Annotated in this window: 9 protein-coding genes and 2 tRNA genes; 6 read left to right on the top strand and 5 right to left on the bottom strand. The window is 65.6% G+C overall.

The window, feature by feature from the left end:
* Nucleotides 1-95: 95 nt before the first annotated feature.
* The 5 genes from AB7U46_RS06425 to AB7U46_RS06405 all read left to right on the top strand — a co-directional run bounded on the left by AB7U46_RS06425 (nucleotide 96) and on the right by AB7U46_RS06405 (nucleotide 7,387).
* Nucleotides 96-172: transfer RNA gene (locus AB7U46_RS06425), tRNA-Pro, on the top strand.
* A 73-nt stretch (nucleotides 173-245) separates the two neighbouring features.
* A complete protein-coding gene (locus AB7U46_RS06420) occupies nucleotides 246-1,379 on the top strand; it encodes a leucine-rich repeat domain-containing protein (RefSeq protein ID WP_428336121.1) in 1,134 nt (377 codons plus the stop codon).
* Between the two features lie 563 nt (nucleotides 1,380-1,942).
* Complete coding sequence (locus tag AB7U46_RS06415) at nucleotides 1,943-5,623, top strand: vitamin B12-dependent ribonucleotide reductase (RefSeq protein ID WP_428336120.1); 3,681 nt, start codon at nucleotides 1,943-1,945, stop codon at nucleotides 5,621-5,623.
* A 90-nt stretch (nucleotides 5,624-5,713) separates the two neighbouring features.
* The gene (locus tag AB7U46_RS06410; RefSeq protein ID WP_428336119.1) at nucleotides 5,714-5,962 is read left to right on the top strand and encodes a hypothetical protein; all 249 of its coding nucleotides are present in this window, start codon (nucleotides 5,714-5,716) and stop codon (nucleotides 5,960-5,962) included.
* A 183-nt stretch (nucleotides 5,963-6,145) separates the two neighbouring features.
* Complete coding sequence (locus AB7U46_RS06405; RefSeq protein ID WP_428336118.1) at nucleotides 6,146-7,387, top strand: Hsp70 family protein; 1,242 nt, start codon at nucleotides 6,146-6,148, stop codon at nucleotides 7,385-7,387.
* 45 nt (nucleotides 7,388-7,432) lie between these two features.
* Here the strand turns inward: AB7U46_RS06405 and AB7U46_RS06400 are convergent, their stop codons facing one another.
* The 4 genes from AB7U46_RS06400 to AB7U46_RS06385 form a co-directional block, all read right to left on the bottom strand.
* Nucleotides 7,433-8,527, bottom strand: coding sequence for a TRAP transporter substrate-binding protein (locus AB7U46_RS06400; RefSeq protein WP_428336117.1), 1,095 nt, complete (start codon nucleotides 8,525-8,527; stop codon nucleotides 7,433-7,435).
* 231 nt (nucleotides 8,528-8,758) lie between these two features.
* Nucleotides 8,759-9,853, bottom strand: a complete 1,095-nt coding sequence (locus tag AB7U46_RS06395) for a TRAP transporter substrate-binding protein (RefSeq protein WP_428336116.1) — start codon at nucleotides 9,851-9,853, stop codon at nucleotides 8,759-8,761.
* A 183-nt stretch (nucleotides 9,854-10,036) separates the two neighbouring features.
* Entirely contained in the window at nucleotides 10,037-10,861 is an 825-nt protein-coding gene (locus AB7U46_RS06390; protein WP_428336115.1) for an arginyltransferase, read from the bottom strand.
* Nucleotides 10,862-11,028: 167 nt separating this feature from the next.
* Nucleotides 11,029-11,508, bottom strand: coding sequence for a DUF2852 domain-containing protein (locus AB7U46_RS06385; protein ID WP_428336114.1), 480 nt, complete (start codon nucleotides 11,506-11,508; stop codon nucleotides 11,029-11,031).
* Between the two features lie 263 nt (nucleotides 11,509-11,771).
* Between AB7U46_RS06385 and AB7U46_RS06380 the strand changes: the two genes are divergently transcribed.
* Nucleotides 11,772-12,161, top strand: coding sequence for a hypothetical protein (locus AB7U46_RS06380; RefSeq protein WP_428336113.1), 390 nt, complete (start codon nucleotides 11,772-11,774; stop codon nucleotides 12,159-12,161).
* A 149-nt stretch (nucleotides 12,162-12,310) separates the two neighbouring features.
* On the opposite strand, the gene AB7U46_RS06375 is transcribed toward AB7U46_RS06380, so the two are convergent.
* Nucleotides 12,311-12,385 (bottom strand) — tRNA-Glu (locus tag AB7U46_RS06375).
* Nucleotides 12,386-12,435 lie beyond the last annotated feature (50 nt).

The following is a 12,435-nucleotide window of genomic DNA, read 5'->3' as shown; positions in this document are numbered from 1 at the left end:
GGCATCGGGCCGGGCATGGAGCTTGCCGTGCTGCATGAGGCGAAGCGGGGAATTCCTCTTTCCGTCTGCGGTTTTGATCGGTAGAACGGCGCCGTCGGGGCGTAGCGCAGCCTGGTAGCGCGACTGTTTTGGGTACAGTAGGTCGTGAGTTCGAATCTCGCCGCCCCGACCATCTCCTCCGTATGAATGAGAGCGCCCGGCGCGCGCCGCCGCAGACTGGCTCCTCACCAGAGAGGAGTCCGCAGATGCGTCTTGCCCCCGTTTTCGCCCCCGCCTTCCTTGCCACTTTCGGCGCCCTTGTCGCCGCGCTGCCTGCCGGCGCCTTCACCCCGGAGGAGGTGATCGCCCGGATGACCGAGCTTGGCGTGAAGTACAACGGCAAGCCGCTCGACGCCGAGACGATCGGCAAGATCTCCGAAATCAATTTCAGTTCCCATTCCGCCGATGTCACGCCGGCCGATCTCGAGATGCTCTCGGCTCTGCCGAAGCTCGAGGGGCTGTCGCTCAACCGGGCGACGCTCGACGCCGCCGGGCTTGCGCCGCTGCACGAGTTGAAGGCGCTCGAGGAGCTCGCGCTGCTCTCCTCGGGGCTGACCGATGCGGAACTCGCGCAGCTCGCGACGGTCACGCAGCTCAAGAGCCTCTCGATCGATTCGAACCGCGACATTTCCGATGCGGGCATCGCCGAGCTTGCGAAACTGCCCGCGCTCGAGACGCTCTCGCTCTGGTCGACGCCCGCGGGCGATGCCGCCATCGCCGCTTTCGAGGGGCATCCGACGCTGCGCAAGCTCTCGCTCGTCGGCACCGAGATCACCGATGCCGCGATCACCTCGCTGGGCCGGGTGCCGGGGCTCGAGGTGCTGTCGGTCGCGCAGACCGAGGTCACCGGCGCCACGATCGGCGCGCTCGCGGCCTGCCCGAACTTGAGCGAGCTCGACCTCTACGGCATCAAGGTCGCGCCGGGGACGGGGGCGGCGCTCGGCACGCTCACCGGGCTCGAGGAGCTGATGATCTGGCAGTCGACGATGAGCGACGCCGAGCTTGCCGGCATCCGCGGGTTGCCGAAGCTGCGCGTGATCTTCGCCGACGGCACGCCGATCACCGACGCGAGCGCGGAGACCTTCGCCACGCTGCCCGAGCTGTCGACGCTCTGGGTCTCGGAGACGAGCTTCGGCGATCCGGGGGTGGCGAAGATCACCGGCCTGCCGCTGAAGAACCTGAAGTTCGAGAAGACCCCGCTCACCGATGCCGGGCTGGCCGCGCTGGCCGCGATCCCGACGCTCTCGCTGATATGGGTCGGCAAGTCGCAGGTCACCCCCGAGGGGATCGCCGCGGCGAAGGCGATCGGGGCAGAGAATGGGGTCTCGATCCTCGACTGACCCCATATCTGGGGGTAGGGCCAGAGCAGGCCGAAAACTAGATCTTGTGCGCGCGGGAGCGAATCTCTCGCGCGCCTTTGCATTTTTCTGCCCGGATTTTCGGCATGGCGGGCATTGTGCGGGGGCGGCGACGTCGCGGCAGGGGCGTCTTGTCGCAGGGCGCGATCTGTCCACAGAAAACGGGGGGCTGTGGACGAAGTTCATCCAGTTTCTGCACTTCGCCCGCCAAGGGGCAAGGATTCAAGGAAAAATGCCAGCCCTTTGCAGGTGCAGAAAAATTAACGCCGATGTGGAAGAATCTGTGCCCTGTTTTCAGCCCTGCGCCGGCCTCCGCCGTCAACCGGAAAAACGGTAACAGCAGGGTGAAAAATCCGTTGACGCGCCCGGTGTCCCACGTCAGTTTGTGCAAGTCGGCGATTAAGCCACCAGATGTAGTGGCGACAGCGGGCAGGGGACAGCCAATCAGAAAGGCCGATCCAGGGATACGGCCACACCTCGCTTGAGTGCAGCGGGGCGGCCGTTTCTGCCTTTTCTGTCGCGTTTTGGAGAGAGACGGGACAGGCATGAAGATCGAGCGCAAGTTCACCACGAACGAGACCGGCGCCTACGGCGAGATCGCTTTCACCACGACCGCGTCGGAGATCCGCAATCCCGACGGCAAGATCGTGTTCCGCAACGAAGCGGTGGAAGTGCCCGAGGGCTGGTCTCAGGTCGCCTCCGACGTGCTTGCGCAGAAATATTTCCGCAAGGCCGGCGTGCCCGCCGCGCTCAAGAAGGTGAAGGAAAAGGGCGTGCCGGAGTTCCTCTGGCGCTCGGTTCCCGATGAGGCCGCCCTTGCGAAACTGCCCGAAGATCAACGGATTGTCGGCGAAAGCTCGGCCAAGCAGGTGTTCGACCGTCTCGCCGGCGCCTGGTGCTACTGGGGCTGGAAGGGCGGTTATTTCACCACAGAGGAAGACGCGCGCGCCTATTACGACGAGATGCGCTTCATGCTCGCCGAGCAGATGGCCGCGCCGAACTCGCCGCAGTGGTTCAACACCGGCCTGCACTGGGCCTATGGCATCGACGGCCCGTCGCAGGGCCATTACTATGTCGACCACGAGACCGGCGTGCTGACGAAATCGGCCTCGGCCTACGAGCACCCGCAGCCGCATGCCTGCTTCATCCAGTCGGTGAAGGACGACCTCGTCGGCGAGGGCGGGATCATGGATCTCTGGGTGCGCGAGGCGCGCCTCTTCAAATACGGTTCGGGCACCGGCACCAACTTCTCGAGCCTGCGCGCCGAGGGCGAAAAGCTTTCGGGCGGCGGCAAGTCCTCGGGTCTGATGGGTTTCCTCAAGATCGGCGACCGCGCGGCGGGCGCGATCAAGTCGGGCGGCACCACGCGCCGTGCGGCGAAGATGGTGATCTGCGACATGGATCACCCCGATATCGAGGAATTCATCAACTGGAAGGTGAAGGAAGAGCAGAAGGTCGCCTCGCTCGTCGCCGGCTCGAAGATGCACGAGCGCGAGCTGAACAAGATCTTCGAGGCGATCCGCGCCTGGGACGGCACCGACGAGGGCCGCGTCGATCCGGCCGTGAACGAGGGGCTGAAGGCGGCGATCCGCTCGGCCAAGAAGGCGCTGATCCCCGAAACCTACATCAACCGCGTGCTGCAATACGCGCGCCAGGGCTTCGACAGCATCGAATTCCCGACCTATGACACCGATTGGGACTCGGAGGCCTATATCTCGGTCTCGGGCCAGAACTCGAACAACTCGGTGCGCGTGACGAATGCCTTCCTGCGCGCGGTGAAGGAGGACGCCCCCTGGGAGCTCCTGCGCCGCACCGACGGCAAGGTCGCGAAGACGGTGAGCGCGCGCGAACTCTGGGATCAGGTCGGCCATGCCGCCTGGGCCTGCGCCGATCCGGGCATCCAGTTCCACGACACGGTGAACGAGTGGCACACCTGCCCCGACGACGGGGAGATCCGCGGCTCGAACCCCTGCTCGGAATACATGTTCCTCGACGACACGGCCTGCAACCTCGCCTCGATGAACCTGCTGACCTTCTACCACGGCGGCAAGTTCGACGCCGAGGCCTATGTCCACGCCACCCGGCTCTGGACGGTGACGCTGGAAATCTCGGTGCTGATGGCGCAGTTCCCGAGCCAGGAAATCGCGCAGCGCAGCTACGACTTCCGCACGCTCGGCCTGGGTTACGCCAATATCGGCGGGCTTTTGATGAACATGGGCCTCGGCTATGACAGCGACGCGGGCCGCGCGCTTTGCGGGGCGCTCACCGCGGTGATGACCGGTGTGAGCTATGCGACCTCGGCCGAGATGGCGGGCGAACTTGGCGCCTTCCCGGGCTATGCGAAGAACGCGCGCCACATGCTGCGCGTGATCCGCAACCACCGCACCGCGGCGCACGGCCTGACCAAGGGCTACGAGGGGCTCGAAGTGCTCCCCGTCGCGCTCGATCACGCGAACTGCCCCGATCAGACGCTGATCTCGCTCGCGCAGTCGGCCTGGGACGAGGCGCTCAGCCTCGGCGAACAGCACGGCTTCCGCAATGCGCAGGTCTCGGTGATCGCGCCGACGGGCACCATCGGCCTCGTGATGGATTGCGACACCACCGGCATCGAGCCCGATTTCGCGCTGGTGAAGTTCAAGAAGCTCGCCGGCGGCGGTTACTTCAAGATCATCAATCGCTCGGTGCCCGCGGCGCTGGAAACGCTCGGCTATTCCTCGGCGCAGATCGAGGAAATCATCGCCTATGCGGTGGGCCATGGCAGCCTTGGCAACAGCGCCGGGATCAACCACACCGCGCTCATTGGCCACGGTTTCGGCGCGCCCGAGATCGAGAAGATCGAGGCGGCGCTGCCCTCCGCCTTCGACATCCGCTTCGTCTTCAACCAGTGGACGCTGGGCGAGGAGTTCTGCACCAAGACGCTCGGCATCCCGGCCGAGAAGCTGAACGACCCGACCTTCGACATGCTGCGCCACCTCGGCTTCACCAAGGCGCAGATCGACGCGGCCAACGACCATGTCTGCGGCACGATGACCCTCGAGGGCGCGCCCTTCCTCAGCCCCTCGCATTACCACGTCTTCGACTGCGCCAATGCCTGCGGCAAGAAGGGCAAGCGCTATCTGTCGGTCGACAGCCACATCCGGATGATGGCCGCCGCGCAGTCGTTCATCTCGGGTGCGATCTCGAAGACGATCAACATGCCGAACTCGGCCACGATCGAGGAGGCGCTTGCCGCCTATGAGCTCAGCTGGTCGCTCGGCATCAAGGCGAACGCGCTTTACCGCGACGGCTCGAAGCTGAGCCAGCCGCTGGCCTCCGCGCTGGTCGAGGATGACGAGGAGGCCGAGGAGATCCTCGCCTCCGGCTCGCAGGCGGAAAAGGCCGCGGTGCTGGCCGAGAAGATCGTCGAGAAGATCATCGTCAAGGAGATCGTGCGCAGCCATCGCGAAAAGCTGCCCGACCGCCGCAAGGGCTACACCCAGAAGGCGATCGTCGGCGGGCACAAGGTCTACCTGCGCACCGGCGAATATCAGGACGGCTCGCTTGGCGAGATCTTCATCGACATGCACAAGGAAGGCGCCGGCTTCCGCGCGATGATGAACAACTTCGCGATCGCCGTCTCGGTCGGGCTGCAATATGGCGTGCCGCTCGAGGAATTCGTCGACGCCTTCACCTTCACCAAGTTCGAACCGGCGGGCATGGTGCAGGGCAATGACTCGATCAAGAACGCGACCTCGATCCTCGACTATGTCTTCCGCGAACTGGCGGTGAGCTATCTCGACCGCACCGACCTCGCCCATATCAAGCCGAAGGGGACCGCCTTCGACGATCTGGGCGGCGGCCACGAGGAGGGCAAGCGCGCCAATGTCGAGGCGGTGAGCGAGTCGGCCGCGTCGAAGTCGCTCGAGGTGCTGCGCCAGATCTCCTCGACCGGCTACCTGCGCAAGCGGCTGCCGCAGGAGCTTGTCGTGCTGCAGGGCGGGGCGAAGGGGCTCGACCCGATGAGCGCGCTCAACACGCTGGTGCCGGAAACCGCGGTGGCGGTGAACGCGACGGTCTCCGCCTCGACTTCGATCGCCTCGGGCGTGGTGTCGATGGACGCGCGGGCGAAGGCGAAGATGCAGGGCTACGAGGGCGAGGCCTGCGGCGAATGCGGCAACTACACGCTGGTGCGCAACGGCACCTGCATGAAGTGCAACACCTGCGGCGCGACCTCGGGCTGCAGCTGAGCGCAGTTGAAGTGAAATCTGAGCTTTGCCCCGCAAGGGGCTGAGCTGAAACGAAAAGTCCGAAATCGGACAGGTGGAAGGAAGCGCTCCGTGGAGCTGATCGTCGGTAACAAACGCATCGCGGCCCAGACCCTGCGCCGCATTCCCGGCGGGGTCGAGGCGCAGCTTGCGGGCGAGGCGCTGACGCGGCTCCTTGACGCGACCTTCCGCTCGGGCGCCTCGATCGAACTGCTCGGCGGCGATCTCGACCACCACGCGCTCGATGTCGCCGACATCCGCATGGCGGGCGCCTCGACCACGGTGACGCTGCTGAGCGCGGGCGCCCGCGCGCTGCATTGACGAGACACGGGGCGGGTGCGCTCGCCCCCGACGCTGAGAAGGCCCAGGCGAAACCATAGACACCTCGGGCGGTGCACCAATGAGCCTGATCGGCGAAACTGGCCCCCTCCTTCGGGAGGGGGTCTTTTCACTTGCACCGGCCGGCGCGCGGCGCTAGCAGGGCGCCTTTCCCCGGGAGGCCCCATGCGCACCGACACGCTCGCCATCGACTTCGGCACCTCGAATTCCGCGGTGGCGCTCGCCTATGACGGCGGGATCTACCGCATCCCCATCGAGCGCGAGGGCGACACGCTGCCGACCGCGGTCTTCTTCCCGGCGGGCGGCGGCGCGATGCGGATCGGCGCGGCGGCGGGCGCGGCGCTGATCGCGGGGGAGGAGGGGCGCTACATGCGCGCGCTCAAAAGCGTGCTTGGCCTGCCGCTTTTGCATGAAAGCCGGCTGATCGCGGGCCGGCGCCGCACGCTCGCCGCGATCATCACCGAGTTCCTGCGCGAGCTGAAGGCGCGCTCGGAGGCGGCGACCGGGCTGCGTTTCCCCCGCGCGCTCTCGGGGCGCCCGGTGCATTTCCACACCAATGACGCGGAAAAGGACGCGCAGGCGGAGGCCGATCTGCGCGCCTGCTACCGCGCCGCGGGCTTCGAGGCGGTCGAGTTCCTGCCCGAGCCGGAGGCCGCCGCGATCGCCTGTCAGGGGCTGGGCCGGCCCGCCGATCTTGGCCTGATCGTCGACATCGGCGGCGGCACCTCGGATTTCTCGGTCTTCACCAATGGCGCGAACGGCCCCGGCATCGTCGCAAGCCACGGCATCCGCCTCGGCGGCACCGATTTCGACCGCGCCACCTCGCTCGCCCATGCGATGCCGCTTCTGGGCCTTGGCGGGGAGCTGCGGCGCGAGATGGGATCGGGGCTCTTGCCGGTGCCGCGCGCGCCCTATGTCGAGCTTGCGACCTGGGCGAAGATCCCCTTCCTCTACACGCCCGAGACGCGCCGCCTGGCCGCCGACATGGCGAAGATGGCGGTCGACGGGCGCGCGATGGCGCGGTTCCAGCGCGTCGTCGAGGATGAGCTGGGCCACGAACTGGCCTTCGCGGTCGAGCGCGGCAAAATCGTGGCGAACCGGCCCGGGGGCGAGTGGCGCATCGCGATGGGCTTCATCGAGCCGGGCCTCGCCGCGCCGCTCGACCGTGCCGGTCTCGACGCGGCGCTCGCATCCGAACGCGGCACGCTCGGCGCGGCGGCGGTCGAGACGCTGACCCTCGCCGGGGTGACGGCGGAGCAGATCGGGCGGGTGATCCTCGTCGGCGGCTCCTCGCTGATGGGGTTTGTCGCCGAGGAGATGCGCGCGCTTTGCCCCGGCGCCGAGATCCTGACCTCGGAGGCCTTCACCGCCGTCGTCGACGGGCTGGCGCTTGCCGCGCGCAAATGAAAAGGCCCCGGGCGATGCCGGGGCCTTTCCGCGATGCCGTGACGATCAGAGCTTGCCGGAGCGCTGCTGGATCATCATGAAGGTGTCGTAGTTGTATTCCGCGACCTGCGCCCAGAGGTAATGGTCGTTGCGGAAGGCCTTGATCGATTCCCAGATCTTCTTGAACATCGGGTTCGAGGCTTCCATCTCGGCATAGACCTCGTTCGCCGCGTCGTAGCAGGCGCTCAGGATCTCCTGCGAGAAGGGGCGCAGCTGCGCGCCGTTGGCGACGAGCGATTTCAGCGCGGTCGGGTTCTTCCAGTCGTATTTCTGCAGCATGTCGGCGTCTTCGGCCTGACAGGCGGTGCGCAGAAGCGCCTGGTAGTTCTTCGGCAGGCCCTCATAGGCCGCCTTGTTGAACATGAAGTGGACCGTCGGGCCACCTTCCCAGAAGCCCGGGTAGTAGTAATAGGGCGCGACCTTGTAGAAGCCGAGCTTCTCGTCGTCATAGGGGCCGACCCATTCGGTGCCGTCGATCGTGCCCTTCTCGAGCGCCGGGTAGATGTCGCCGCCGGCGATCTGCTGCGGCACGACGCCGAGCTTCTCCATCACCTTGCCGGCGAAACCGCCGACGCGCATCTTCAGGCCCTTCATATCGGCCACGGTGTTGATTTCCTTGCGGAACCAGCCACCCATCTGGGCGCCGGTATTGCCGCCCGGAAGCGCGAAGAGACCCTGCGTCGCCATGAACTCGTTGAACAGGTCAATGCCGCCGCCGTGGTATTGCCAGGCGTTCATGCCGCGCGCGTTGAGCGCGAAGGGCACGTCGGCGCCAAGCGCCCAGGTCGGATCCTTGCCCCAGTAGTAATAGGCCACGGTGTGGCAGGCCTCGACCGTGCCCGCGGCGGCGGCATCGGCCGCCTGCAGACCGGGGACGATCTCGCCCGCGGCGAAGACCTGGAGCTGGAAGTTGCCGTCGGTCGCCTCGGCGAGCATCTTCGACAGCACCTCGGCGCCGCCATAGATCGTGTCGAGCGATTTCGGGAAGGACGAGGTCAGGCGCCAGGTGATCTTCGGCGACGACTGCGCGATGGCGGGGGCGGCGAGCGAGGCCGCGGCGCCGCCGATGGCGGCCTTGGTCAGGAATGAACGACGATCCATGTATTTCCTCCCGGTGTCGGTTCTGGCGCACCCGGTCCCTTGCGGGCTCCTCTCCGGGTGGCGACATGTGGTCACCTTACTTGACCGCAATGCCCTGTCCAGCCCTGCTGTTAACGTTCACGGGAAAAACCGCACCGCCTGACGGCACAAGGCCCCGGCGCTGGACCGGGGCCTTGTTCTGGATCGGGGGCGGATGCCGCAAGTCTTGGCATCCGCTCGATTTTCGGGCTTTCAGAGCTTGCCGGCGCGTTGCTGGATCATCATGAAAGTGTCGTAATTGTATTCCGCGACCTGCGCCCAGAGGTAGTGCTCGGCGCGGAAGGCCTTGATCGAGTCCCAGAGCGTCTTGAAGTCCTCGTTCGAGGCTTCCATCTCGGCATAGACCTCGTTCGCGGTGTCGAAACAGGCGGAGAGGATCTCGGCCGAGAAGGGGCGCAGCTGCGCGCCCTCGGCGATCAGCTTCTTCAGCGCGAGCGGGTTCTCGTAGTCGTATTGCTGCAGCATGTTCGCATCGACCGCCTGCGCAGTGTTGCGCAGCAGCGACTGATACTTCGGCGGCAGGCTGTTCCAGGCCTCGAGGTTGATCATGAAATGGACGGTCGGGCCGCCTTCCCACCAGCCGGGGTAGTAGTAATAGGGCGCGACCTTCACGAAGCCGAGCTTCTCGTCGTCATAGGGGCCGACGAATTCGGTGGCGTCGAGCGTGCCCTTTTCGAGCGCGGCATAGACGTCGCCCCCCGCGAGCTGCTGCGGCACCACGCCGAGCCGCTCGAGCACCTTGCCGGCAAAGCCGCCGACGCGGAACTTGAGCCCCTTGAGGTCGTCGACCGTGTTGATCTCCTTGCGGAACCAGCCGCCCATCTGCACGCCGGTATTGCCGCCCGGGAAGCCGATCAGCCCCTGTTTCGCGAGGAAGGCGTTATACAGGTCGATGCCGCCCGCGAAATAATGCCAGGCGTTCATGCCGCGCGCCGAAAGGCCGAAGGGCACGGCCGAGCCGAGCGCCCAGGCCGGGTTCTTGCCCCAATAGTAATAGCCCACGGTATGCGCCATCTCGACGGTGCCCGCCGTGACCGCGTCCGCCGCCTGCAGGCCGGGGACGAGCTCGCCCGCCGCGAAGGCCTGGATCTGGAACGCGCCGTCGGTCGCCTCGGAGATGCGTTTGCCGAGCTCCTGGGTGTTGCCGTAAAGCGTCGGCAGCGAGTTCGGGAAGGACGAGGTGATGCGCCAGGTGATCTTCGGCGTGTCCTGCGCGATGGCAGGGGCGGCGAGGCCGGCGGCGGCAGTGCCGAGCGCGGCTTTGGTCAGGAAGGAACGGCGGTCCATCGGGGGATCTTTCTGTCGAATTGCACGTCACCGGGCGGGGCGGAGCCGCTCGCGCCCGGGCGCGCGGACCCTGCCTGCGCGGGAGGGGGGATGTCCAGACCGTTTCTTTCGTTTTTGGGGCGATTTTCGCAATAACATATCAGCTATGCGCGGCGTGCAGCGTCAGGCCGCCGCAGGGCGGGCTCAGCGCGCGTCGGGGAGCTGGATCCGGGCGACCTGTTCGGCGATCGGATCGACGGAAAGCGGATGCATCTCGCCGCCGTGGCTTTTCGGGTCGCCGATGTCCTGCCACTGGCCGTTCTTGTAGATCTCGAGCGCGCCGAAATTGGCCTTGTAGCCCATCTTGCGCGACCCCGGCACCCAATAGCCGAGGTAGACATAGGGCAGGCCCGCGCGGCGCGCGATCTCGACATGGTCGAGGATCAGATAGGTGCCGAGGCTGTCGTCGATCCGGTCGGGTTCATAGAAGGAATAGACCATCGAGACGCCGTCATCGAGCACATCGGTCAGGCAAACCGCGATCAGCGCGCGCACCGAACCGGGGGTGGCGGCGGTCTCGCGATATTCGACGACGCGGGTCTTCACCGGCGTCTCCTCGATCATCGCGGCGAATTCGAAGATGTCCATGTCGGCCATGCCGCCATCGGCGTGGCGGGTGTCGAGGTAGCGCCGGAAGAGGGCGAATTGTTCCTCGGTGGCCCAGGGGCTGGTGGCCGAGCGTTTCAGATCGGCGTTGCGGCGGATCACCCGGCGCTGGGTGCGGCTCGGCTCGAAATCGGCGACCCGGATGCGCGCCGAAAGACAGGCGCAGCAATCGGCGCAGGAGGGCCGGTAGAGCACGTTCTGCGAGCGTCGGAAGCCCTGGCGCGAGAGCGCGTTGTTGAGCTTTTCCGCGCCTTCGCCTTGCAGCGCCGTGAACAATTTGCGCTCCGCCCGTCCCTCCAGATAGGGGCAGGCCTGCGGAGCGGTCACGTAGAACTGCGGGGCAAGAGGGAGCGAATGGCGCATCTGGGGAGGGGTTGGGGTGTCACTGGCAGCGCCCGGCATCCGGGCCATCTGCGGTGCAGGCTAGCAAGAAGCACCTGCCACGCCAAGGACTTCCTTGGCATCTTAACCAAATCGCACCGCCCCCGGGTGGGGGCGATGCTTTCGGCGGCGCGATGCTGCGCGCTTGCTCAGTATTTGCCGGGCGCTTCGTCGGTGCCGGTGGCGGGCAGATCCTCACCCGCGGCGGCGGCCTTGGCGCGTTCGCCCATGTACTGGTCGAACTCGGCCTTGTCGCGGGCCTGGCGCAGCCGGATCAGGAAGGCTTCGAACTCTTCCTGTTCGCGTTCGAGCCGGGCGAGCGTATCGGCCTTGTAGGCGTCGAAGGCGGAGTTGCCGGTCGGGCGGCCCCCGCCGAAGCCGTGGAAATGCCCGCCGCAGCGGCGCATCCCCTCGGGCGCCCGGCGATAGCCGCGGCCGAAGCGGCCGGTCATCAGGATGAAGCCGAGCACGAGCAGGCCGAGCGGGCCGGCGAAGATGAAGGAGCCGATCATCAGCACGATCCAGGAGATCGGGCCGCGCTCGTCAAGCCAGGCGACAGCGCGCCGCACGGCGCCCATCGGGCCGGTGCGGGCCGAGGCGGGATCGGCGGTATAGGCGTAGGCGGACATGGAACCCTCCGGTTTGTATGTGAATGCCTTTCACATGGACGAAGATGGGGGAGGGGGCGGGGGTGTTCAAGAGGGGATGTGAAGGATTTTTACATTTGTTCGGGCGGCCCTGAAATTGCGCCGGCTGTTATCGGTACGCTGCCCTCATTCGACAGGGCCTTTGGGATGACCTGAACAGCTCCGGTGCTTCGGCATCGGGGCTTTTTCGTTGTCAATTTTGCAGCTTCCATTGATCATGCGTCCGAGCAACGGCGGAAACTTGAATGACACTTAAACCCCTATTTTGGAACGGTTACGCTTATTCTCTGCAAATCCGGCGGCATTGGAATACGTTCTTTGGTCTTGCGACCATCTGCGAAATCAATGCACCGCGCATCTCGAAAATGCTTCCTGTCGGCGCAGGCTATCACATTATGGGTTTGCACGAACTTGTTACCGGGGCACGGGGCTACTTCGACAACTTCGATAACTTTTGGTCTTACTCTTGTCGGTTGTGCGACCAGTATTGCGACTACTATGTGATGGAACGCCCGCGCGGTGGGAACACTTTCACAGAGTTCCATAGCACCTACATCAACGACCGAACCGCCGTTCAAGACTTCGCCAAGGCTTCGCGGGGATACGTCGGGCCGGATCAATGGAAGCTAACTTGACCGCCAAGTTTACGAATGCGTGATCATTTCCTGCCCTGCGACGCGCTGGTGATGGTCGATTTCAGCAGCGGGATGACATGGGTGAAATGCGGGTGGCGGTTTTCTGCGTTCTGTATTTTGCAGAAAAAACAACAACTAAGCTGGGAATGTGGCAGCCCGTAGGGGAGTCGAACCCCTCTTTTCAGGTTGAGAACCTGGCGTCCTAACCGATAGACGAACGGGCCACGGTGCGGGCGGATATAGACCCGCGCGCCGGGAAAGGGAAGGGGCTATT

This window comes from Paenirhodobacter sp., from assembly GCF_050177655.1.
In the GTDB taxonomy this organism is placed as follows: domain Bacteria; phylum Pseudomonadota; class Alphaproteobacteria; order Rhodobacterales; family Rhodobacteraceae; genus Rhodobacter.
The sequence above is the reverse complement of the archived record's forward strand: the minus strand, read 5'-3'. Positions and strand labels throughout refer to the sequence as shown.